Raw genomic sequence first — 24821 nt, 5'->3', positions numbered from 1 at the left:
CCTCATTATTCAACAATACCCTTGGTGGTCTAAAGTAATGATTAGTCTTCAAGTCTATCAATCGTTTCGTTTAGATTAAAATATTTTTTTAGAAAATGTTTGTAATTGTGAGCTGTAACATCATATTTTTCTTTAGTATCTCCATAGCTCAACGTAAGTGTGCGATGTGTCATTGTAGCCCGACCAAATGTTTGCGGCTGTGTGACTAGTAATTGTTTTACAAAAATAGAGTTCGGATTACTTTGGTTATAAACAATTTTATCATCAAAATCATGAATGAATTGAGGTTTTAATAGTGCATGGTACAACGTAACCCATTCGTTGTTTTTAAGTTTTTGAACATGATAGTGGTCTTCTGTGTCTAAAATTGCACGAAATTCTCCATTAATATCAGAGATAACAGTAGGGTGAGAAACATTGGTAATTGGTATTGCATGTAACGGTAAATCACCAAAACCTACATCCGTAACGTAATATATACCGTCTATTTTCGTATATAAAGACATATGTGAACCTTCTAGAGAACGGCCGCCATCAGGGGTATGAATGGTAGCTGAAGCACGATGAACATCAAACCCTTTCTCCTCTAAGTATGTTCCAAATAGAGGATTCATTTCATAACAGAATCCACCTCGATGATTTAGGACGATTTTTCTGAAAAGATCTTCAATGTTAACAGAAATAGGAACTTGATTTTGAACACTAATATTTTCAAAGGGGACAGTCAGCATATAACGTTCCATCATATGATTAAGCGTTTCCACATTAAGGTTTTGATATTGAGATGTATTAATATTTAAATAGTTTTCAAATTGCAAACAATCCATAATTTTCATCCTCTTTATATAGTGATATTTAGCTATATTCATTTTAAAATATATCTTCTAGCTTGTAATTCCATGAGAATTCTTTTATATAATTGATCAATTTAATTGCATGTAATTATTGACAATTTTTCAATATTACAGTATGATATGTTTTAAATTTAATCGAAAAAGATAAGTGTTTTATATTTTATATGCAACTCAAGAGTTTTGTATATACAAAAATTTTTTATATTAAATGTAAGCGTTTTCTTTTCGATAGAAAGGATGGTCATTATGGAAGCTATTAAAGCGGTTTTTAGTAAGCTATTCGAGTTACTACCACGCGCAATTATTAATTTATTTATTTAATCATTTATAATTGCGAAGTTCATTTTTAAAAAATTAAATAAATAGAGGTGCTACTAATGGAGACAAGAAAAAACAAGTATAGTATTCGCAAGTTTAGTGTGGGGACATCATCAATCTTGATAGCAGCATTATTATTTATCGGGGGTAATTCAGCTCAAGCTGCCGAGGAAAATCACAATCAGGGAACTTCGGACAATGAGATATCACAATCTATTGGGACAAATAATGAAAATGTGAATGAGCATCAGACAACGAAAAATGAGGAAACTCAATCAACGTCTGAACAACCGAATGTTAAAAATGATACGAATGATAAGACGAATCAACAAAATAGCTTACATAATGAGAATAACCAAAAAGACGTACATCAAAACACTGACAATGAAGAAAGTGCAACATCTCAAAACCAAGCACAAGAACAGTCAACAGGAAATCAAGGTCATCAACAAAGTGATTCAAAAGAAGATGTAAAACAACCTTCAACAACAGATGATGCACGTACAACTGGTCAAACGTCAACTGAAAATACTAAAGAAAAGACACAGAACCAAAATGCTAAAACAGAAGCTGAAGATGCAACACCATTGGAAAAAGCAGAGCATCACGAATCAGCTGACAACCAAACTCAAACACCATCAAAAACTGAAAACAAATCAGATAATCAAGTGAGTGAGTCTGAAACACAAGATAAACACCAGACAAAAGAAAACGCACAAAATAGCAAAGATGAAGATGCGCCAACACTTACAAAAGAAAACACTGATGAAACAAAATCATCAAAAGATACAGACGACACAGCGACAGTGAAATCGCCTAAAGCGACATCTCAACAAGATAATCAACCAGAGGCAGATAACCATCAAAAGGTGACAGCTCAAGATGACGCAACTTCAGAAGCTACACTAGCTAAAACAAAGGATAGCGATGAATCCAAACCTTTAACTGTTGGCGATAAGGCAAATCCAACTTCGAACAAAGATGATTCTTCTGATAAAGATAAAGACTCTAAAGACGGGTTAGGTACACTGAAGAATAATGCCGTCGCTACAACTAATAAAAAATCCAAACAGCAAACAACACAACAAAATAAAGATCAAACAAATAAAAAGGCGAAACATAGCCAATATAAAAATCATGATCCAATTATCTTGGTTCACGGTTTCAATGGATTTACTGACGATATCAACCCTACGGTGCTATCACATTACTGGGGTGGCGATAAGATGAATATTCGTCAAGATTTAGAAGAGAATGGTTATGAAGCATATGAAGCAAGCATTAGTGCATTTAGCAGTAACTATGACCGTGCTGTAGAACTTTACTATTATATTAAAGGCGGAAGAGTAGATTATGGTGCAGCACATGCTGCAAAATATGGTCACAAACGTTACGGTAAAACATATGAAGGTGTCTACAAAGACTGGAAGCCAGGTCAGAAAGTTCATCTTTTGGGTCATAGTATGGGTGGACAAACAATCCGCCAATTAGAAGAATTGTTAAGACATGGTAACCCTGAAGAAGTAGAATACCAAAAAGAACATGGGGGTACGATTTCACCTTTATATAAAGGAAACAACGACAATATGGTATCTTCCATCACGACGTTAGCTTCACCGCATAATGGTACACACGCTTCAGATGAACTAGGTAACGAAGCCTTAGTACGCCAAGTGGTATTCGATGTAGGTAAGGCATTCGGTAGAAAAAATTCACGTGTAGACTTTGGCTTAGCACAATGGGGTCTTAAACAAAAACCAAATGAATCATACATCGATTACGCGAAAAGAGTTCAAAATTCTAAATTGTGGAAATCTCAAGATAATGGTTTCTATGACCTTACACGTGATGGTGCCACAGATCTGAACCGTAAAACATCATTAAATCCTAATATCGTGTATAAAACATATACAGGTGAATCAACGCATGCATCATTATTCGGTAGACAAAAAGCAGATTACAATCTATTCTTCCCATTCACGATAACTGCCAATGTAATTGGTAAAGCGACTGAAAAAGAGTGGAGAGAAAACGACGGTCTAGTATCGGTGATTTCAGCACAACATCCATTCAATCAAAAATATGTAAAAGCAACAGATAAAAATCAAAAAGGTGTATGGCAAGTCACACCAGTCAAACATGATTGGGACCATGTCGACTTTGTCGGACAAGACAGTTCAGATACAGTACGCACAAGAGAAGAACTACAACAATTTTGGCACAACCTCGCAGATGATTTAGTTCAAAGTGAACAATTAACTTCAAATTAATAAATAAGTCATTGAGAGTTGATAAGTAAAATCTATAAAGTGAAAGGGGTGAAATCCAATGTCAGGTACATTATTCCAATTAATCGGTTCATTCTTTAGAGTATTGAAAGTATTATTCTCATAAAAAGTAATCCATCACAAACCCAAAGCGCCACCCGCAGAGATCCATCAATTTTATCTCTGCGGGTGGCGCTTTTCCAACATTAGTGTGATTTCCAACTAGGTTGATAATGATTAAACTGTAGCTTATACGGCTGTTTGCCAATAACGAACCTAAAAATATAAAATTCTCTCAATATCATACCAACACCAATGCAGATGCCGAGAATCATCAGCAAGGAAACGGCTAAGAAGACAACCGTGTTATCCTCAAAGATATTAGTATACGCAAATAGCGAATCCAAAATAATTGGATGTAGCAAATAAATAAAGAATGAAAATGCACTAATCATCTGAACCGTGTTAAGTAACATGGTTTTAAAGTGTGCGCAAATACCTACAAGTACAAAGAACATCACACTGTTATAAAGCGTGAGTGAATACGTAAAACTGGTTACATTCCAATAATCTTCCCCAGATATAGCAATAAATAGTACATATGAACCCAATGCTAGCATAATCATGATGACGAGATATTTTTCTAAGAATGATAGCACGCGTTCATAGTTGTACCCGATATAGCCACCTAAAAAGAAATAGAAAATCCATCCAAGTATCATCGTATTCTCACTTAATGGATAATAATGTTTTACAAATCCATGAAAAGCATCGCTATGATTAAAATAATATAAAAATGCTTGTTGTATGACAAAGGCTAGCAATAATAAAAGCTTACTATTAAAAAGTTTATAATTAATCTTATAAATCACGTACGATAAAATGAAGAATTGCATGATAATAATGATGAAATAACCATACCATTGTCCCAAAATCACATTTTCAATAAATTGCTTTTTGAAAGACGAAGCGGTTAACAATGATTCACTATAACTATAAAATAGTCCCACTAATATATAAGGAATAAAGATATACTTAAAGCGAGAAAATAAATATTGCACGCTAACAGATTTATAATTTAATGTAGTTAACAACTGTGATAAAACGATAAAACTAGGTGTCCCAAATATGACTATATTTCTTATATAAAATTGCAGAATAAGCGAACTTCCTGAAAGATGTTCATGTTCTAAAGTGATTTGTGTTAATAAATGCGTGACAATAATGATGATACATATAAAAGTACGTAAGTATACTAATTCAAGTCTATTTTTCTTCATTGAAACCGTCCCATTTCTTAATTAAAGTTTCGAATGCATCGTTACTTACTAGAATACGAGGTATTTTGTAATTATTTACATTTGGAGTGACAGCTTTTTCACTTAATGTAAATCCGTATTTCATACCTGCATCTTTAGAAGCTTGAATTTTACTATTGTTGATTAGACCATAAGGGTAAGCGATGGCATGTTGATTTTTGCCAAATTTAGAATTTAACTCATCTTCACTATCTTCAATATCCTTAGTAGCAGCAGGATTAGATGCTTCTAGAAACTTTGACTTATTTCCTTTCTTTAACGAATGTAGATTGTTCGTGTGTGTTTCGAAATCCCAAAGGCCTGTACGATACATTTCTGATAATTGAGACTGAGTCATCATATCTAAATTATGGAAGTTTTGTTGACCAATATGTCCAGTAATCACAAATCCAGTTGCTGGAATTTTATATTTTTTTAAAATTGGGAATGCATTTTGATAAATAGTTTGATCCATATCATCGAAATTAATCCACACACTACGTTTTGGAAACTTACCTTTCTTTTTATACTTCAGAAACTCTTTTAAAGTAAGGAACTTTGCATCATGTTCCTTCAGCCATTTGATTTGTGACTCAAATTCTTTATCCGTCACACTATAATTCTTAATTTCCTTACTACTTGAAAATAAAGTTATAAAATCATTCAAGGGGTCATTTTTTCTAACTCTGTGATAGTTTAACGCTAAAGCGCTATTCTTGTGATACTTTAACTTCTTGTTGTCTTCATCAGCTTTTGCATTATGATGAAAGATTGGTATTACATTCGTCATTACTAACATCATAATTAAGCTAATCAAGATAAATTTGAAAGGCTTCATGCTTCACGACCTTTCTTAATTTTTTGAAAAATCATACTAAAAGTAAAGAATATGAAAATAATGATTGAGAAAATCAGCATCAATTCAAATATCTTATAAATTTCTACGTTCTCCACATTGAGTGCAATACGTATCGTAATCACACTTTCAACTTGTGAATTGATAAGCGTCCCTATATATACAATCATGACAACGACACAATAAATCCAAAATGCGCAAGATATCGCGATGAATAAGCTCTCCCTAACTAAATTCAAAGACGATTTTACCGTTGGATATTTCCTCTGTCTGGGCTTGACCATGTAGCATAGCCACCTTTCTTTCTTTTTAATGCTTTAGGAAACGCGAAAATGACAACGGCAGCGTTGATAGTCCAATAAACTGTTGGATACCAACTCACAAAAATTAAACCAACTATATTTTTCTTTTCGTAGCGACTGTCTATAAATAAAGCAACTGTAAACTGAATAATGTTGATAAATGTCATCGTAAATGATGAAAGGAAAAAAATTGAAAAGCTATATTTCAAATATGTGTAATCTAAGAAGTTAGCAGTCATCAACAAAAATGCCAGGTATAGCAGAATGATATAAACCCAAGTGATAGAGATGATTTGTTCAAACATGAGGATATAAAGTGATAATTTCTTAGATTTCATTGTTGCCCAAAAATCTCTAAGAAGTACTTCATGTCCACCTTGAGCCCATCTCACACGTTGTTTCCATAGACCACCAACTGTTTCAGGCACAAGCATCCAACACAATGCGCGTGGTTCATATAAGATATGAAACCCCGCTAGGTGTAATTTCCACGATACTGCTATATCTTCGGTAATCATATCAGTATCCCAATAGCCGACTTCTTTCAGTGCGCTTTTCTTAAATAATGTAAACACACCAGAAATTGTGTTAATCGCGCCAGCCAGTGATTGACTGCGTTTAATACATCCGATCAAGCTCGCATATTCTATCGTTTGTATCTTTCCTAAAATTGAACTCTTGTTGCGAATACGTGGGTTACCTGTGACAGCACCTAGTTTAGGGTCGTTCTTGAAGTTGTCCATCATATAATACGGGGCATCTTGATCCACAATCGTATCTGCATCTAAGCACATCACGTAGTCATATGAAGCTTGCTTCACACCTTCGTTTAAAGCATTTGCTTTACCTCTATTAACTTGTAAATCCACAAACTTAAAGTCGTGATGTTTCTTCATATCATAAATAATGTCAGCAGTATTATCAGAACTGCCATCATTGATGATAATAATTTCCTTTTTTGCGTAATTAAGTGACAGGACATTCGATAGCGTATCTCTTACAGTTTCACTTTCGTTGTAACATGCTAGTAAGAAAGTGATGCCTTCAATTTGTTCATTGTTGTTGACTATATCTCGCTTATTAAAGGGCGATTCTTTAGTGAAAAAGTAATAAATTGAACCTACTATCCAGTAAATTGACATGAAAATAGGGTAAAAAAGCAAAAAGTTAAAAAATTGCATTTTATTTACCTACCTTTCGTTAGTTAGGTTGCATCGAATATATTAATCGAAAGTATTTCAATTTGCAATAGAATGTTGTTATACTTGAAAAGTAATATTTGTAATTTTAACTTAATTTTTCTGTAATATAACGATTAAAAATTAAATAAGGGGGAGATTTTAGAATTGAAGAATAAGATTATTGATAATGCAATAACCTTATTTTCTGAAAAGGGATATTACGGTACTACACTTGATGATATTGCTAAAAGTGTAAACATCAAAAAAGCAAGTTTATATTATCATTACAGCAATAAAGAAGAGATTTATCGTAAAAGTGTAGAAAACTGTTTTAACTACTTTAAAACGTTTATACTCGAAAACAACAGTGATTCTAACTACTCAATTGATGGGCTTTACCAGTTTTTATTTGAATTTATATTTGATATCGATGAAAGGTATATCAGGTTATATGTCCAATTATCCAGTGCACCAGACGAGTTAACACCAGAGATTCACAATCATCTCAAAGAAGTCAATGAAGTGCTAGATAGTGAAATTATAAGATATTATGATCCCTCCGAAATGTCTATGGGTAAAGAAGATTTTCAAAATTTGATACTCCTTTTTTTAGAGAGTTGGTATTTGCGAGCATCCTTTTCACAGAAATTCGGGGTTATTGAAGAAAATAAGAATTGCTATAAAGACCAAGTATATTCTTTATTAAATGTGTTTGTAAAAAATAATTTTGGTAACTAGTGTGTAATAAATTTCTTGTTTTTACATGAAATTGCATTGCATATTTTTTTTGAAATCAAAAAATAGTTGACAACATTTATGAAAATTGAGATTCTTAAAGTATAGTTTATAAAATTTGAATTTTATGCAATTTCTTAGAAAAGTGAATAATTCAAATGTAATAAGAATTATTCATAAAAATGATTTACTTATGTATATAATTTTTGGCAGATGCTAAAATTTACAATAATAAAAAATGATAGCTTGATCATAATTGTTAAATTCACTTATACAATTGTTGATAGCCTTTCAACATGAGAGATAGTTACTAATTAAATAGATATATATAATATTTTTAGCACCTACAATGTGTTCGTTGTAGGTGCTTTTTATTATATTATGGGAAAATTATATTTAATAAGTGTTATTTAATTTAAAGAATGTAAAATGACAGTAAAAATTCTGTAATATAAATGAAATAATTAAAAGTTTATGATAACGTAAAAGTTGTAAGATTTAAACTTTTGAAAGGGGTTACAGTAGAATGAAGAAAGTCACTTTATTAAGTAGTGCAGTATTAGCAGGTACGATTGCTTTATCAGGCGTAACAGGAGTCGCAAATGCGAGTGAATATCATCACGGCAATACAGCTACGTATAAAGAAAAAGTTGAATCATTAACAAAACTAAAAAAAGATGGAATTATCAGTAATAAAGAATTTAACACTAAAATGGGATATTTAAAAAAATTTGATAAACAAGGACGTACGGATATGGGAGCAAGACCGTATGCAGGTATAGCGCCAAGAGGTATGACTTCAAAGCAATATTCTGAATTAGAATATAATGTAGGCAATGCTAACGAAATGCCTGATTCTGTATTCAACAAAAGAGTAGATAGAGAAACACAAAAAATCGCAAATAAATATGGTAATACAATTTACGCACCACAAAAAACATATAAGCCACATTCAACTCAAACTCATCAAGGAAATCGTCCATATGCAGGTATACCACCAAAAGGAATGACAGAAGCACAATACGCTGAATTAGAGAAAAATGTCGGTGACGCATCTAAAATGTCTAAAAAAACATTTGAGAAAAAAGTAAATAAAGAAACACAAAAAATTGCAGACAAATATAATACTACAATTTATGCACCACAAAAAACGTTCAAACCACATAAATAATTGGAAGTAAAAGCATTCAATAAATAAAACTTAATTTAGTTAGCATAGCCATAGCGTATGATATTCAAGAAGTATTCCTTTACGTTGCTTCTTAATAAGATACGTTATGGTTTTTTGATATTTATAAAATTGAAAAATGAAAGGTCAAAATTACTTATATATAATAGAAGAAACGCGTTCAATTTACCTTTTCAAAAATAAAATTGAACACAAAAAAGGCAAGTTCTCGTAATAAGAACTTGCCTTAATATATTAGCGGAGGGAGAAGGATTTGAACCAACGCGAGCAAAAGCTCCTACCAATCACGAATGATTGGCCTCTTAAGCCAGACTTGAGTATCCCTCCAAAATCAGAACATTAATTATTATAGAACGCACAAAGCATTTTGTAAAGAGAAAGTATCATTTTCTTTAAATTTATGTAAATTCCATTCTCATATATCTATCAAATCCAATGTTTAATCAATCTAACCACACCGATGATACTATAAAATATAACATCAAAAATGGTGTCCCAAATATACCACAGCCAACAATTTCTACGTTTTTTCTGATCTTTTTTATTCTCAGAACACATCATAAGCCTCCAATGATTACAATTCTATAAATAAATATAACAATTGATCAAAGTCTTCTCAAAAACTTACGTTAAATTTCATTATGTTAGGGAAGAGAAAAATGAAATGCCATCTTAGTTATCAAAGTGGCACATTTTTATGATTATACATATTTTTGTTCAAATCTCGATAATTTTACAATGGCCTTTATATTGCGTCATCAAAAATTGTCTTAATATTATTATTATGAAAATAACATGAAAGCTTACGCTCACTACTTTTAAATACTACAATAAATTTCAATTTACCTCTTCACAAGCGTTATGATTTTTTATAATATATCACTCATGTTGATTTTTTAAAAATTAGAAAAAGGGAGTGAGCAATAATGAGAGAAAACAAAATGATGTTCATCGTATTTATGTTAGGAACATTTACTGTTGGTATGGCAGAATATGTAGTCACAGGTTTGCTAACACAAATAGCTAGTGATATGAAAGTTTCTATTTCAAGCGCTGGTTTATTAATTAGTGTTTATGCAATTAGTGTCGCTGTCATCGGACCATTTATGAGAATATTTACTTTAAAAGTACATGGTCATCGATTATTACCTATTTTAGTAGCCATATTCATTATAAGTAATTTAGTAGGAATGTTAGCACCTAATTTCAACGTATTATTATTATCAAGATTAATGTCAGCAGCAATGCACGCACCATTCTTTGGCGTATGTATGAGCGTAGCAGCTGCAGTTGCTCCTCCCGCAAAGAAACCACAAGCGATTGCATTAGTACAAGCTGGTCTAACCATTGCTGTCATGATAGGTGTACCATTCGGATCATTCCTTGGGGGATTTGCCAATTGGAGAACTGTATTTGGTGTCATGATTGGCTTAGCTGTGATTACAATGATAGGAATGATTAAATTTGTTCCAAAAGTTTCATTAAGCGCTGAAGCTAATATTGCTAATGAATTAAAAGTATTTAAAAATCCACATATTCTTATCGTTATTTCTATTATTGTATTTGGATATTCAGGCGTGTTTACTACGTATACATTTATGGAACCGATGATTCGAGATTTTTCCCCATATAAAGTTGTAGGACTTACAGTTTGTCTATTTATGTTCGGATTAGGTGGGGTAATTGGAAATTTAGTCACAGGAAGTATTCCCGAACAAAAATTAACGAAGAATCTTTATCTCACATTTTTACTTTTATTCGTTACAATTATTCTGTTTGTCACAGTTGTTCATTACGCGGTTTTAGCATTAATCATATGTTTTATGTTCGGTTTCGGAACATTTGGCACAACGCCATTGCTCAACAGCAAGATTATACTAAGTGCACACGAAGCGCCTTTACTTGCCAGTACTTTAGCGGCGTCAGTGTTTAACGTGGCAAACTTCTTAGGTGCCATGATTGGTTCTATACTGCTATCTATTGGCTTACCTTATATTCAAATTACATTTATTTCTGGTGGGATTATCATATTAGGTATCGTTCTTAATTTTGTTAATCATCTTTATGAAAGAAAGCACATCACATTTAGTAACTAAATAATCCGCCATTTTGAAATAAGATTTTTACTATGAAAATGTAAGTTCAAAACTAAAAATAGCATTGATATAAATTGAGCTCCTTAAATGAAAGTTTTTAAAACAATCATTTGAGGAGCTCTTATAGTATGATTCACGTTCAAATATAAATATTTTGAACCATGTATATAACAATTATTTATGATCTCTCCAGAACTTAGAATAATTTTCTTTTTCCTTCATATTCAATGTAATCATTTCTTCAATTAGAGGATAATCAATTTCTTGATCCCATTTAATTCTTAATAAATTATCTGTTTGTGTATAACCAGCATCAGCGACACGTTGTTTAAAATGTTTTAAACAAGCAGCCTCTGGCATAATAGAAAAATGATGTTTCGCTTTACTAAATGCGATAATAAATGTGTCATTGTAAGTATACATAGGTTGATTCCATTTAACCACACGCTTCAATTCGGGAAAACGTGAATCAATCCATTCAAATAAGCCTTCCATTTTTTCACGATGGTCTGCAACTTCAATATTTTTTAAAAATGCTGTGAATTCTGACATGATATCTCCTTTATTTTACGACTTCAAAATTAACAACTTGAGGAATGTGACTTAAGTCATTATTAGATAAATAGTTGATTAATAACTGAGCCCCATCAATTTGAATATCTTTAACTACTGTTTTATCTACATACATATCATAATTACCCCCACCAACCGCACGATAATTATTCACACAAATTGTATATGTTTTATTTTCATCCAAGGGTTGTCCATTTATACTCAATTCGCTCACACGTTCTCCATAAGGGCGGCTCACATTAATTGTATAATGAATTCCTGCAAATATATCATAATTGAAATGCTGAGGTTTAGGCCCAAGGAAGTCTGCGCTCACACTTATTTTATTATCATGTAAATCAAAATAAGAGGCTGAACGTTCAATAGCTCGTTTAATATCACTACCACTCAGTTCAAGTACCTTAAATGTATTTGGAAAAGGATAGTTATTGATGATATCCCGCATGGTAATATCTGTTTCAAATCCCTTAGCAGAATCAAATAGGGCAGTACATGCGATATCAGCTCCGCTACTTTCAAGTAAAATGTAGTTTAGTAAATTGATGAACGGATGAGGCTTAACTCTAGCTTCAAAAGCATTCTCAACACGCATTGAAGTAGGCAAAGTCGCCACTTTTTTATCTAACCAATCTTCTAAATGTGTACGTAGTTTTGAATCTTGAGGTTCAATTTCAAAGTTAGGATCATCTTCAACATTTAATAACGTACATGATTCAACTTGAATATCTTTTTGACTTTCAATATTTAAAACAATTTTTCCGACTTTAGTGCCTCGTGTACCAGGTTGTATTATTGCTGTTTGGTTGTGAATCATAGCGATGTCACGGTGTTGGTGGCCTGTGATTAATACATCAATGTCACTACTGAATAAACGTAAAATTTCTGAGGCTTCATTTTCACCAGTTTGAGCTTCGGTCGGTTCTTCAGTTTCTAAATCTCGTTCGAACCCACCATGGTAACTTACAACAACGATATCGCTATGCTTTCGTAATTCTGGTAAATGCGTTTTTAAGGTTTCAACAGCACTTTCAAACGTTAAAGATTTAATGTATTCAGGCTGTTCCCAGTGAGGAATAAATTGTGTTGTTAAACCGATGACGCCAATGGTTACATCATTTTGATGTAAATAGGTAATTCCTTGACCCGTAAAGGGTTCTCCATTTTCAAAAATGTTAGCACATAAAATGGGATAATCAAGCCGTTGAATCGTATCTTTTAAATAACTTAAGCCATAATTAAATTCATGGTTACCAATTGTTCCGAAACTAAATCCTAATCGGTTATAAATATCAGTTAATGGACGACTTGATTTTAGTTCAGAAACTAAATAATTGCACAGAGGGGAGCCTTGCAAAAAATCTCCATTTTCAACTTTTATCGTGCCATCATAGTGCGTGCTGTCTTGTTCAATGAGATGATTCGCTTTTAATAAACCCATAGGTAACTCATTATGTCGATCTGAAAAATCAGTTGGAAAGATAAATCCGTGTACATCACTTACTACATAAAATGCTAATTGAGACATCTGCCTAAACCTCCATAAAAAAGACATTGATACACCCATATTGTACCAATGCCTCTTAAAATATTACATATATTAATTAATATCACTTGTCTTTAATACTTTCTTACCTTGTTTGATTCTAATATGTGCATCTTTAATATCTTCTGAGACTTTAGCGGTTAATGTCAATGTAGCTTCGCCATGACTATCAGTCTTCACAGATTGTTTCTCGCTATAACCTGGACTACTAAATTCTGAATCATTAGTAGAGAAGCTACCTATTTGTTTACCACCATCTTTATAAATTCCAACTGATAAGTCATCAATCGTACTATTTGCAGGATAACCTTTAAGTTTTATCTTAACTTGGAACGGATGATTAGGTTCAATGTCCTTTGGCAAAAGAAACTGAGCATCGCCCACCTTTTCATTATCAGATCCATGATGGTTATTACCGTTATCATTGTTATCAGAACCACTTTGTGTGCTACCATAACTGCCCGGTTTAAATGTTGAACGGTCGTACCATTTGTAACCTTTCTCAGGTTGAGACCAAGGTTCTTTTTGAGGTTCTGTAGAATTTTCTGGCTTTTCAAAGTTTAATAGAGGCGTTTTACTATCAAGTTTAACACCTGTCTCTTTCATAGATGAATGACTATCAGTTTTACCCATCCATGTCGTTAAATTTTTTAAAAGTGTGCCATTATCTTGTTCTTCAAAACCATCATATGTCTTTTTCGATTTACCATTATCTTCACGTTGATACTTAGGTGAACTATCTTCTACAAGTGATGTATCACCGATAAATGCTGCTTTCCCTTTACCTATTTTTGAAATAGCTACATACGGACCTTCTTTAATACCTCCGCCATTATAGATGCCTTGATCAACAGCGTGGGACCATTTCTGGTTGTTAGACAAGTTATCAGGAAGATAGACAATGCCTTTAGCTTTATCTGGATTAGTAATTGCTAGAGTTGAACCTGAATGCATAGAAACGGAATGAACGTTTTCTGTAATACCAAAGCTATCTTTACTAGATACAATGTTTGTTGTATTCAAATCACCTAATGCGTTGTATCTAAAGCGTACGCCGAAGTTGTCAGATAGCCAGTCAGAACTTTTAACCCCTTGCATCGCTTTAGAGTTTTTCTCACCGTTATCCATATCTTTTGTCATATCTTGATAAGCACCACGACGATACCCATTCATCGTTTCAGAAGAATCAATACGATTTAAATTTCTATCAGCATTGTAATGGTCTGAGATGAAAATGACACTACCTCCACGTTTAACAAAATTGACGATGGCTTGTTGTTCTTTTTCTTTAAATGGATTATTCGCTTCCGGAATAACTAAAATGTGAGTATTTTTAAGCGTGCTATCACTAATATTTGCTTCACCATCTAATTCTTTTACATTATAGCCTTGTTGTTTCATTGAATCAGCATAATCTGAGAATGCTCCATCAATGACCCAATCAGCTGCACCAGCTGTTTGTTCATGAGAATTATCAAATAGTACATTTTGATTACTTTGATTTGAAGTTGAAGAAGAGGATTGTGTCGTTGCTTGTGCTGAGTGAATCGATGTTACTGAAATGGCAGTTGCTAATACAGTAGAACCTAGTATTTTAAATATTTTCATCTCTATCATTGACTCCTCACTATAATTTATACTTTTTAAAATTATAGTATATAAACTTAAAGTACTGTATGACCTTAACGATTTCTTTACAAACTCTTATTGTTTATTATAAAAAATTTATAAATTTAATTGAAATTAAATACTCATTACTTATTAGATATGCTAATCTATAATTATAGGTTCAAAAATATACATATTACACCATTATAAATGTGAAGGGGACAGTTATTATAATGAAGAATTTGAAATTTTTAGTAGTACTTGTTTTATCGGTAGTTATTTTCGCGGCAGCCTGTGGGAACTCTAGCTCGTTAGACAATAATAAGAAAAGTTCAGATAGTAAATCTAGTTCAGACGGTTATAAACCAAAGGAATTAACAGTTCAATTCGTACCATCTCAAAATGCGGATAAATTAGAAGCAAAGGCGAAACCATTAGAAAAGTTATTATCTGACAAATTAGGTATTCCAGTAAAAGTATCAGTTTCAACAAACTACAATACAATTGTAGAAGCAATGAAATCTAAAAAAGTTGACGTAGGTTTCTTACCACCAACTGCTTATACATTAGCGCATGACCAAAAAGCAGCAGACTTATTACTTCAAGCACAACGTTTTGGTGTAAATAATGACGGTTCACCAAATAAAAAATTAGTCGATGATTATAAATCTGAAATCTTAGTTAAGAAAGACTCAAAAATTAAGAGCTTAAAAGATTTAAAAGGTAAAAAAATTGCACTTCAAGATGTAACTTCTACAGCAGGATACACATTCCCATTAGCTACACTTAAAAAAGAGACAGGTATCAATGCAACTAAAGATATGAAAATTGTAAACGTGAAAGGACACGACCAAGCAGTTATATCTTTATTAAACGGAGACGTTGATGCAGCAGCAGTATTCCAAGATGCACGTACGATAGTTAAAAAAGACCAACCAAACGTGTTCAAAGATACTAAAATTTTAAAACTGACTGAACCAATTCCAAACGATACAATTTCAGTACGTCCTGATATGGATAAGAAATTCCAAGAAAAACTTAAAAAAGCTTTCAAAGAAATCGCTAAATCTAAAAAAGGTCACAAAATCATCAGTGAAGTGTATTCACATGAAGGATATACAGATACAAAAGATTCTAACTTCGATATCGTAAGAAAATATGAAAAAGAAGTTCAAGACATGAAATAAAACAATTAAACGATAGAATGAATTGAATCAAAAACAGAAAAGCTAGGAGACTGAATGTAAAGATTGATTAATCGATTGTTCAGACTTCTTAGCTTTTCTTTTTAAAAGAAGGGTGTATGTTATGAGTCAAATTGAATTCAAGAATGTGAGCAAGGTATATCCAAATGGACATGTGGGATTAAAAGATATCAATTTAAATATTGAAAAGGGTGACTTCGCAGTAATTGTTGGGTTGTCAGGTGCAGGTAAATCAACATTATTGAGATCAGTCAATCGTTTGCATGATATCACTTCTGGTGACATTACGATTGAAGGGCAATCGATTACGAAAGCGCGTGGTAAAAAGTTATTAGAAATGCGACGTAATATTGGGATGATTTTTCAGCATTTCAATCTTGTTAAACGTTCTACCGTCTTAAGAAATGTATTAAGTGGAAGAGTAGGTTATCATCCGACATGGAAAATGGTTCTCGGTCTATTTCCTAAAGAAGATAAAATTAAAGCCATGAATGCATTAGAACGTGTAAATATTCTAGATAAATACGACCAACGTTCAGATCAACTTTCTGGTGGACAACAACAACGTATTTCTATAGCACGTGCATTATGCCAAGAATCAGAAATTATCTTGGCCGATGAACCAGTGGCGTCATTAGATCCATTGACAACGAAACAAGTTATGGATGATTTAAAGAAAATTAACGAAGAATTAGGCATTACAATCTTAATTAATTTACACTTTGTAGATTTAGCACGTGAATATGGATCTAGAATTATCGGTTTGAGAGCCGGTGAACTCGTTTACGATGGACCAGCACATGAAGCGGATGAAGAAGTGTTCAATCATATTTACGGTCGTGCAATTAATGACGATGAAAAGTTAGGAGTGGAGTAATATGGCTACACCTACATCATCTACGAATAAATATGATCAATATTTAAATAAAAAGATGTCACTTAAAACAAGCTTTTCAATTATATTAATTACTGCTTTGATTATTTGGAGTTTTATTTATACGGGATTTAGTATTGGTGACTTAATGGTAGGCATTCCACAAATTGGTTCGTTCTTTGGCCAAATGGTGCCACCAGACTGGAATTATCTTGATCAGATTACCAAACCGATGTTAGATACGATTCGAATGGCAATTGTAGGTACGTTTCTTGGGAGTATTGTATCTATACCAGTAGCGTTGTTATGTGCGAGTAATATTGTTCAAACAAAGTGGATTGCTATTCCAGCTCGTTTTATTCTGAATATCGTCCGTACAATACCCGACCTTCTCTTAGCAGCAGTATTCGTTGCTGTATTTGGTATTGGACAAATTCCAGGGGTATTAGCATTATTTATTCTCACTATCTGTATTATTGGAAAGCTATTATATGAATCTCTAGAAACAATCGACCCAGGTCCAATGGAGGCAATGACAGCTGTTGGTGCCAACAAAATTAAATGGATTGTATTTGGCGTTGTTCCTCAAGCAATTTCTTCATTTATGTCATATGTTTTATTTGCCTTTGAAATTAACATTCGTGCATCAGCTGTTTTAGGTTTAGTTGGTGCGGGAGGTATCGGATTATTCTATGATCAAACTTTAGGATTATTCCAATATAAGAAAACAGCAATGATTATTTTATTCACACTTGTCATCGTTGTCATTATCGACTTTGTGAGTTCGAAAGTGAGGGAGAAATTAGCATGAATGAACAAAAGTTTGAATTGAATTCAAAACGACATCGTCAAAAAATGATAAAGAATTGGATGATTGCTGTTGTAGTAGCGATTATCATTATTTGGGCCTTTGCTGGTATGCCTGCACTCGAACTAAAAAGTAAATCCATTGAAATACTAAAGTCAATTTTTTATGGTCTGTTTCATCCAGATTTAGGTTATATATACATACCTGCAGGTGAGGACTTGTTAAGAGGTTTATTAGAAACATTTGCTATAGCTGTCATCGGTACTTTTATTGCTTCTATTATATGTATTCCTTTTGCATTTTTAGGAGCAAGAAATATGGTTAAATTAAGACCAGTTACTGGGACAAGCAAATTTATCTTAAGTATTATCAGAGTTTTTCCAGAAATTGTGATGGCACTTATTTTTATTAAAGCTGTTGGACCAGGTTCTTTTTCAGGTGTATTAGCACTAGGTATTCATTCAGTAGGAATGTTAGGGAAATTATTTGTAGAAGATATTGAAAGTTTAGATTTTAGTGCCGTAGAATCATTAAAAGCAAGTGGTGCCAATAAAACTAAAACATTGATATTTGCTGTGATCCCACAAATTCTTCCATCGTTTATATCATTGATTCTTTATCGTTTTGAGTTAAATTTACGTTCTGCCTCTATCTTAGGTTTAATCGGTGCTGGAGGTATAGGAACGCCACTAATCTTCGCGTTACAAACACGTTCATGGGATCGTGTAGGTATTATTTTAATAGGATTAGTGCTTATGGTGGCAATTGTTGACCTTATTTCCGGAGCAATACGTAAACGTATCGTGTGATTATCTATTTTAATGAGTATACTTACCGTCTTAAATGTTTCAAATTAGAGTTTTTAAATAGAGAGACTCACTTTTAAGACGCCCGGTATGCTCTTTTTTTAATTTTCAGGAAAACAACACACCTATAAGGTATATAAGCATATGAGTTGAGTTGCATTGATTTAAGCGTTAATATGCATGTGCATACAAAATAAGGAAGGGGTTATATCAATGAACGTTTTAGTTATCGGCTCTAATGGAGCAGTTGGTAGAAAAGTGATTTCTCAATTAAAAGATACTGATCATTCTTCAGTAGCTCTAGTACGTAAAGAAGAACAAGTTAATGAACTTAAAGACTTAGGCGCAGATAAAGTGGTTGTTCAAGATTTAGAGGACGATTTCTCAAATGCATTTGAAGGCGTAGATAGCGTCATCTTTACAGCAGGCTCAGGTGGTAGCACTGGCGCAGATAAAACGTTGCTAGTTGATTTATTGGGTGCTAAAAAAGCCGTAGATTTCGCATTAAATCATAATGTGAAAAAGTTTGTTCAATTAAGTGCAACAGACAGTATTGAACCTGAAAAAGAATCAGATGTGATGAGACCTTATGCAGTTGCAAAACATTTTTCAGATCTTTACATTGAAAATTCAGGATTAAATTACACAATCGTTCATCCAGGCCCACTTCAAGATGATGAAGGAACTGGCAAAATTGAAGCTGAATCAAAAATTAATGGAGACCCAAATAGTTATACAATTCCACGTGAAGATGTTGCAACGGTATTAATTGAATCACTTCAAGAACCTTCAGTAGAAGGAAAAGACATTTTTATTCAATCAGGTCAAACTGAGATAAAAGATGCTTTGAAAAATATTAAATAAATGATATGCAGTTCAGAGGCTGAGACATAATTAAATGTTTCAGCCTTCCTTAACATATTGGCAGTAGATGTCTGAATTGAAAGTGCGCTTATATCAAGCTTCTTTCAATCCTAGCCATCCTTGCCGGCGAGGCCCCAACACCCGGCGGGGCCCCAACATAGAGAATTTCTTAAAAAGAAATTCTACAAACAATGCAAGTTGGGAGTGGGACAACGAAAATAATTTTGCTAAATTATATTTCTGTCCCTCTCCCTGCTTTTTTTATAGAAAATGGCTGGAATTGCTAAAAATATATGTGCCACAAACATTTCATGCTATAATTACAAAACATAATAAAATTATAAAATAACAATAGAAATAAATAGGTGAGTAGGCATAGTAGGCTTATCATTTCACACCTCAAGCGAGTCTTTCTAAAGACGCAGTAGAATTAACAGCAAGATGATTTGGAGAAGTATAAATGAAACAATTTTTGAAAATGAACAAACAGACCATCAGAGAAAATACACTAATTAGTCTCATTTTCATAATGAGTATATGCAATAAATGGACGCTCTTTTTAGCAATATTATTATCACTCATACTACTCAAAAGAGGCGTAATCGGCGTAATTCAACTTATATATCTATATATGATAAGAACTTTAATGAATTCGACTTTTGATCTTGGAGAAAGTACTGTTTTTATCACATATATGCAATACATTTTAATATATGTGATAGGAATATTTTTCCTTATTAGATATATTAAGAAATGGACGCGAAGTTATATTATGTTTAACTTTGCTTTTTCGTCAATGAAAAAAATGTTGATTTATATATTGATAAGTCTTGTTGTCTCGGACTATCCAATGATGTCTGTAATTAAAATTATTAATTACTTTATTCCTTTAACGATTATCGTACTATTAATATGTTTAATTAAAGATATTGAAGAACTTGTAATATGGACTGCACAACAAGTAAAGTTGCTAATTATCTTTTCCTTGTTACCCATCGTGTTGAAGCCAACAAATTATTTCATTAAGGGTGAGTCATTTCATGGCTTTTTGAGTGATTACAAAACCTTTGCGGTAGTTCTTTTAATGGGATTATTGATTCTTATCCTCTATATCCTGCGGGAATATGAAATAAATTTATTAAATTTATTTGTTGTATTAATTGCAATAATTGAACTTTATTTAACAGATTCTAAACTAGCATGGGTAACGCTGATGATAAGTCTCTTAATTATTTTATTACTTTTAAATTTAAAAAAGCGCTATAAATACCCGATGATTTTGGGAATTCTAATGCTAGCTATAACAAGTATTTTTCATCCTTTAGTTCACTCCTTAGTGGTAAACTTCATTTTTAAAGGGAATTCAATAGAAAATGTACTTATGCCTAAAGATAATCAAATCAAAAATATTCAATATGCTTTTGAAACTCATCCATTTTTAGGTAGTGGATTCGGAATACCTATGCATCATGCGAATGGTTATCTAAAAAATTTAAACATTGAAGCGGGAAATATCATTTTTGAAGTTATTATTTTTACAGGTATGATTGGACTGACTTGCTATGTAATTTACATATTGAAAGTGATTCTTTTAGCTAGAAAACCTTTTAGAGTGACGATTGTATTGTTTATAGCAACGTTACTTGTTAATTGTATAGAAATAATCATGTTCAAGTCTTTAAATGCCGGAGCATTATGCTACATTCTGTGGGGGATTTATTTGAAAGATGGAATTCAAGATGAAAAATATAACTTCAAGACGATATAAATAAGAAAATATTAAGAATGAAAATACATACACAACAACCGTGAAGCACTCATCCGATTCTAAATGAAACAGTCCAAACAACAACTTAAAGCAAGCGTCAATAATCGACAAAATGGTCAGAGAAACGTCATATTTGAATATCATAAAGTGGCTTTAGAAACATATGAATTGATGACAAAAGACGTTAAAAGAAAAATAATTAGAAATTTATGCTTAAGTATTCTAACATTTGATAAATTTGATGATATGGTCATCCATTTTCCATAAATAAAGAGGTGTAAAGGCATGACAATTTATAACATTAACTTTGGCATTGGTTGGGCAAGTAGTGGTGTAGAATATGCACAAGCCTATCGAGCTAAATTGCTTCGCCAACTTCATTATCCAATAAAATTTGTCTTTCTAGACTTTATTCAATCTGAAAATATCCAAACACTAACAAGCAATATGGGTTTTAAAGATGAAGAAGTAATTTGGTTATATCAATATTTTACAGACATAAAAATTGCACCAACCACTTATACTGTTAATGATTTGATTTCAGAATTAGGTAATGATGTTTCGCGTCACGAGAGGAAAGGGAAAGTTTTAAGGTTTTATTTAAACAATGACCAAACTTTCGTGACGTGTTATTTAAAAAATCCAGAAGAAAACTATGTTGATCGTGCTGAATTTGTCGTTAATGGCATGTTGATTCGTAAAGATTTTTATAGCTACGTTCGTACATTTTCAGAATACTATGCCCCTTTTGAGAAGAGAGCGAAACTTTATATGCGCCAGTTTTATAATGAAGATGGCTCGATTGTATATAACGAATATATCGACGATGATGCGCATGTATATGTGTTTGACGATGCACGTTTATATAGTAAAGAAGAATTCATCGCATATTTTATTCGAAAACTTCATTTATCTCATAACGATATTGTGATTATTGATCGTTCAACAGATGTCGGTCAGGCCATTTTGCAAAATAAGGGCAACAGTAAGGTAGGGATTGTGGTTCATGCAGAACACTACAGTAAAAATTCCACCGACAACACCCATATTTTATGGAATAACTATTATGAGTATCAATTTGAAAACGCGAGACATATTGATTTCTTCATCACAGCTACAGATTTACAGAATAAAATTTTAACTCAACAGTTTAGAACGTACACACATGATGTTCCTCGCATTAGAACTATACCAGTGGGCAGTCTGCATACCTTAATGTATCCACAACATCCTAGATGTCCTTATTCAATCATGACGGCTTCACGGTTGGCGAGTGAAAAGCATGTGGATTGGATTGCAAAGGCAGTGATTAGGGCGAAATCACGTGTACCACATCTTCGTTTTGATATTTATGGTGAAGGTTCGGAAAGAAATAAAATTGAAAAGATGATCGAAGAATATGAAGCGCAGGATTATATACGTTTGAAAGGTCATACAAATCTGCAAGAGATCTACCATCAGTATGAATTATTCGTTTCAGCATCACAAAGTGAAGGATTCGGGCTTACTTTAATGGAAGCGGTTGGCTCAGGACTTGGGATGATTGGTTTTGATGTGAATTATGGATGTCCTACGTTTATTCGACATAATGAGAACGGCTATCTTATACCGATCGATTTAGACTATGAAACAATCGATGAAGTCATCAATCGAATGGCTGATAAGATTGTTCAATTTTTTGAAAATGGCCCAAAACAGCCACACGAGATTTCATATAACATTGCAGAACCTTTCAAGACATCACATATTGTAGAACATTGGAGACAATTGATAGAAGAGGTGCTACATGATTAATTTATTTGAAAACTATGATAACAAGACACGTGAATTACATGACTCTCTTAAACTTGCAGGATATAATCACTTTACAATTGTGATGAATGACGATGGCTTTTTACCTGATGAAGTCACATCACCGTATCAATATTTTGCGACGTATCAAGTATATGAAGATGACAAGCCCGCTTTCTTCAATGACGTTGTCACGCCTGATTTCTGGGAAATTAAAGGTGACGGCACAATGGCCAAAATTATCGATATGGGTGAGTTAAGAGGAAAGATTTTCTATAGAAAGAACTTCAAAACGCGTGTGGTCAGCTTCGTTGAATGGTTAGATAAAAAACAACGTTTGCGTTCAGTCGATCATTATAATAAAGAAGGTTTTAAAATTGCAGAAACTGTCTATGATTTAGCTGGAACACCGATTTTAAAAAAATATATGAATCGAGAAGGTAAAGAAGTGATTTATGAAAACTTCGTTACCAAAGATTTTGTCGTGGATTATCAAGGGAAATCCTATTTCTTCGCATCTAAAAGGGAGTTCATCAAGTTTTATCTTCAAGAGATTCATATTGATTTAGACCAAGTCATATTTAATAGTTTATCTACACCATTTTTAGCACTCTATGATTTACCAACGAAGGGTAAAGGTATTTTATTCTGGCAAGAACATTCTAGGAATCATGTCCCGGGAAATATGAGGTTAATATTTAACAATAATACCGAAAGACAGTTCAGTGTTATTATTCCTGAAAAGGATGAATATGAAAATATCATAGGTCATTTAAGTGAGGAAGAACGTAGATATGTTCATGCTTCGGGATACTTGTATCATAAGGAAAAAGAGAATCAATATTCTAACAATATACTTACGCTGACGAATTCTGATCAAATCCCGCATTTAGAATATTTAGTAACCAAACATACGGATTATCAGTTCCATATTGCTGCAATTACTGAAATGTCTTCACGACTAATGGATTTAGGTGACTACCCAAATGTCAAACTTTATCCTGCAATTAAACAAAATATGGTAAATCAGTTGTATGAATACTGTGATATTTATTTAGACATCAATGAAGGTGGAGAAATTTTAAATGCTGTTAGAAAAGCATTTGATCATCATATGTTAATTCTTGGGTATACTGAGACGGCGCATCATTTTAATGTAACGTCTCCTGACAATCAATGTTCGATACAAGACCTTGAACAATTAAGTCAAATGCTTAAAGAAATAGATGAAAATAAAGACAGATTTAGCGAAAGATTAAATTCACAGCAAGTGCATGCGAATGAAATTTCTAAAGTAAACTTCAAATCAGTATTAGAAGAAGCGTTAAATTAAGTGATTTTATGCTGCGTAACTTACAATGTTGTAATTATGAGTGATATAACTTAAATTGAGCACAATGATGTGTTTAGATATAACTGAGGTGAAAAAAATGGAAAACTTTGATGAAAGATATAACGAAAAAGCAAATAATATTTTAGGAGCTTTAAGTTATTTAAGCGTCTTTTTTGCACCGGTGTTATTTCCACTTATCGTCTGGATTGTAGCTAAACGCCCAGCTTCAACTTATTCAAGAAATGCATTATTCAACCATATATTTACATGGGTTTTTACTGCGATAGGCTTTTTCAGTATAATGGTTGTCCCTACATTATTTGACGATGCACATGCTGGTCTAGGTATCACGATAGGTCTCATAGCTGCAGCGATTTTCTTTATTTGGGCTATTGTGCTGTTCTTAACAAATATTGTCAAAGGAATTAAGTTATTGATTATATAATGATTTAAGAGAGTTGGAGCTTTTGTTCTAACTCTCTTTTTTATAGAACTTAACAAGAAATGTGGCTAAAGAAACAAGCTTTTGGGACGCCGTTAATCGGTTTCCCA

Annotated in this window: 21 protein-coding genes, 1 tRNA gene and 1 pseudogene; 14 read left to right on the top strand and 9 right to left on the bottom strand. The window is 32.8% G+C overall.

Translation table 11 applies throughout. The features are described 5' to 3' along the window. Positions 1-41: 41 nt before the first annotated feature. Entirely contained in the window at positions 42-827 is a 786-nt protein-coding gene (locus tag HMPREF3264_RS11950) for an arylamine N-acetyltransferase family protein (protein ID WP_070873449.1), read from the bottom strand. A gap of 404 nt (positions 828-1231) precedes the next feature. Between HMPREF3264_RS11950 and lip the strand changes: the two genes are divergently transcribed. Beyond that, positions 1232-3442 carry a YSIRK-targeted triacylglycerol lipase gene (gene lip, locus HMPREF3264_RS11945; RefSeq protein ID WP_070873448.1) on the top strand — a complete coding sequence of 737 codons (2211 nt, stop codon included), beginning with the start codon at positions 1232-1234 and terminating at the stop codon, positions 3440-3442. A gap of 203 nt (positions 3443-3645) precedes the next feature. Here lip and icaC read toward each other — a convergent pair whose 3' ends face one another. Genes icaC through icaA form a run of 4 tightly spaced genes read right to left on the bottom strand, consistent with a single transcriptional unit; the run spans position 3646 to position 7076 of the window. After that, entirely contained in the window at positions 3646-4719 is a 1074-nt protein-coding gene (icaC, locus tag HMPREF3264_RS11940) for a polysaccharide intercellular adhesin biosynthesis/export protein IcaC (RefSeq protein WP_070873447.1), read from the bottom strand. Further along, positions 4706-5575 carry an intercellular adhesin biosynthesis polysaccharide N-deacetylase gene (gene icaB / locus HMPREF3264_RS11935; RefSeq protein ID WP_070873446.1) on the bottom strand — a complete coding sequence of 290 codons (870 nt, stop codon included), beginning with the start codon at positions 5573-5575 and terminating at the stop codon, positions 4706-4708. Before icaB ends, icaC begins: the two co-directional genes overlap by 14 nt. Further along, a complete protein-coding gene (icaD, locus tag HMPREF3264_RS11930) occupies positions 5572-5877 on the bottom strand; it encodes an intracellular adhesion protein IcaD (RefSeq protein WP_037541753.1) in 306 nt (101 codons plus the stop codon). Before icaD ends, icaB begins: the two co-directional genes overlap by 4 nt. Then, on the bottom strand, positions 5841-7076 hold the full coding sequence (gene icaA, locus HMPREF3264_RS11925) for a poly-beta-1,6 N-acetyl-D-glucosamine synthase IcaA (RefSeq protein WP_070873445.1): 1236 nt from the start codon (positions 7074-7076) through the stop codon (positions 5841-5843). The genes icaD and icaA overlap by 37 nt, the downstream gene beginning before the upstream one ends. A gap of 165 nt (positions 7077-7241) precedes the next feature. On the opposite strand from icaA, the gene HMPREF3264_RS11920 reads away from it, so the two are divergent. Then, positions 7242-7814: a TetR/AcrR family transcriptional regulator gene (locus tag HMPREF3264_RS11920; protein ID WP_002444719.1), complete on the top strand. Its 573-nt coding sequence runs from the start codon at positions 7242-7244 to the stop codon at positions 7812-7814. A gap of 523 nt (positions 7815-8337) precedes the next feature. After that, positions 8338-8982 carry a hypothetical protein gene (locus HMPREF3264_RS11915; RefSeq protein WP_070873444.1) on the top strand — a complete coding sequence of 215 codons (645 nt, stop codon included), beginning with the start codon at positions 8338-8340 and terminating at the stop codon, positions 8980-8982. 256 nt (positions 8983-9238) lie between these two features. On the opposite strand, the gene HMPREF3264_RS11910 is transcribed toward HMPREF3264_RS11915, so the two are convergent. Further along, positions 9239-9327: transfer RNA gene (locus tag HMPREF3264_RS11910), tRNA-Thr, on the bottom strand. 599 nt (positions 9328-9926) lie between these two features. On the opposite strand from HMPREF3264_RS11910, the gene HMPREF3264_RS11905 reads away from it, so the two are divergent. After that, positions 9927-11096, top strand: a complete 1170-nt coding sequence (locus HMPREF3264_RS11905; protein ID WP_070873443.1) for an MFS transporter — start codon at positions 9927-9929, stop codon at positions 11094-11096. A gap of 174 nt (positions 11097-11270) precedes the next feature. Here the strand turns inward: HMPREF3264_RS11905 and HMPREF3264_RS11900 are convergent, their stop codons facing one another. The 3 genes from HMPREF3264_RS11900 to HMPREF3264_RS11890 all read right to left on the bottom strand — a co-directional run bounded on the left by HMPREF3264_RS11900 (position 11271) and on the right by HMPREF3264_RS11890 (position 14820). Continuing rightward, on the bottom strand, positions 11271-11648 hold the full coding sequence (locus HMPREF3264_RS11900; protein ID WP_070873442.1) for an iron chaperone: 378 nt from the start codon (positions 11646-11648) through the stop codon (positions 11271-11273). 10 nt (positions 11649-11658) lie between these two features. Continuing rightward, the gene (locus HMPREF3264_RS11895; protein ID WP_070873441.1) at positions 11659-13194 is read right to left on the bottom strand and encodes a bifunctional metallophosphatase/5'-nucleotidase; all 1536 of its coding nucleotides are present in this window, start codon (positions 13192-13194) and stop codon (positions 11659-11661) included. 72 nt (positions 13195-13266) lie between these two features. Further along, complete coding sequence (locus HMPREF3264_RS11890) at positions 13267-14820, bottom strand: Gldg family protein (RefSeq protein WP_070873440.1); 1554 nt, start codon at positions 14818-14820, stop codon at positions 13267-13269. A 233-nt stretch (positions 14821-15053) separates the two neighbouring features. Between HMPREF3264_RS11890 and HMPREF3264_RS11885 the strand changes: the two genes are divergently transcribed. The 10 genes and pseudogenes from HMPREF3264_RS11885 to HMPREF3264_RS11845 all read left to right on the top strand — a co-directional run bounded on the left by HMPREF3264_RS11885 (position 15054) and on the right by HMPREF3264_RS11845 (position 24714). Continuing rightward, the gene (locus HMPREF3264_RS11885; RefSeq protein WP_037541749.1) at positions 15054-16007 is read left to right on the top strand and encodes a phosphate/phosphite/phosphonate ABC transporter substrate-binding protein; all 954 of its coding nucleotides are present in this window, start codon (positions 15054-15056) and stop codon (positions 16005-16007) included. 121 nt (positions 16008-16128) lie between these two features. Continuing rightward, positions 16129-16902, top strand: coding sequence for a phosphonate ABC transporter ATP-binding protein (gene phnC / locus HMPREF3264_RS11880; RefSeq protein ID WP_044466621.1), 774 nt, complete (start codon positions 16129-16131; stop codon positions 16900-16902). A 1-nt stretch (position 16903) separates the two neighbouring features. Beyond that, complete coding sequence (phnE, locus tag HMPREF3264_RS11875) at positions 16904-17710, top strand: phosphonate ABC transporter, permease protein PhnE (RefSeq protein ID WP_070873439.1); 807 nt, start codon at positions 16904-16906, stop codon at positions 17708-17710. Next, a complete protein-coding gene (gene phnE, locus HMPREF3264_RS11870; RefSeq protein WP_002444697.1) occupies positions 17707-18516 on the top strand; it encodes a phosphonate ABC transporter, permease protein PhnE in 810 nt (269 codons plus the stop codon). Before phnE (HMPREF3264_RS11875) ends, phnE (HMPREF3264_RS11870) begins: the two co-directional genes overlap by 4 nt. A gap of 210 nt (positions 18517-18726) precedes the next feature. Beyond that, positions 18727-19377: an SDR family oxidoreductase gene (locus tag HMPREF3264_RS11865; protein WP_070873438.1), complete on the top strand. Its 651-nt coding sequence runs from the start codon at positions 18727-18729 to the stop codon at positions 19375-19377. 853 nt (positions 19378-20230) lie between these two features. Then, positions 20231-21145 (top strand): hypothetical protein, encoded by a 915-nt coding sequence (locus HMPREF3264_RS11860; protein WP_256323994.1) that lies wholly within the window; start codon positions 20231-20233, stop codon positions 21143-21145. Between the two features lie 78 nt (positions 21146-21223). Continuing rightward, positions 21224-21412 (top strand): annotated as a pseudogene (locus tag HMPREF3264_RS12510) (hypothetical protein); the annotation flags it as partial. 18 nt (positions 21413-21430) lie between these two features. Next, positions 21431-22939, top strand: a complete 1509-nt coding sequence (gene gtfA / locus HMPREF3264_RS11855; RefSeq protein WP_070873436.1) for an accessory Sec system glycosyltransferase GtfA — start codon at positions 21431-21433, stop codon at positions 22937-22939. Continuing rightward, entirely contained in the window at positions 22932-24269 is a 1338-nt protein-coding gene (gene gtfB / locus HMPREF3264_RS11850; protein WP_070873435.1) for an accessory Sec system glycosylation chaperone GtfB, read from the top strand. The genes gtfA and gtfB overlap by 8 nt, the downstream gene beginning before the upstream one ends. A 97-nt stretch (positions 24270-24366) precedes the next feature. After that, positions 24367-24714, top strand: coding sequence for a membrane protein (locus tag HMPREF3264_RS11845; protein WP_037541747.1), 348 nt, complete (start codon positions 24367-24369; stop codon positions 24712-24714). Positions 24715-24821 lie beyond the last annotated feature (107 nt).

It is taken from the genome of Staphylococcus sp. HMSC62A08 (assembly GCF_001839105.1).
Taxonomy (GTDB): domain Bacteria; phylum Bacillota; class Bacilli; order Staphylococcales; family Staphylococcaceae; genus Staphylococcus; species Staphylococcus caprae.
This window is presented reverse-complemented; position numbering and strand designations above follow the sequence as displayed.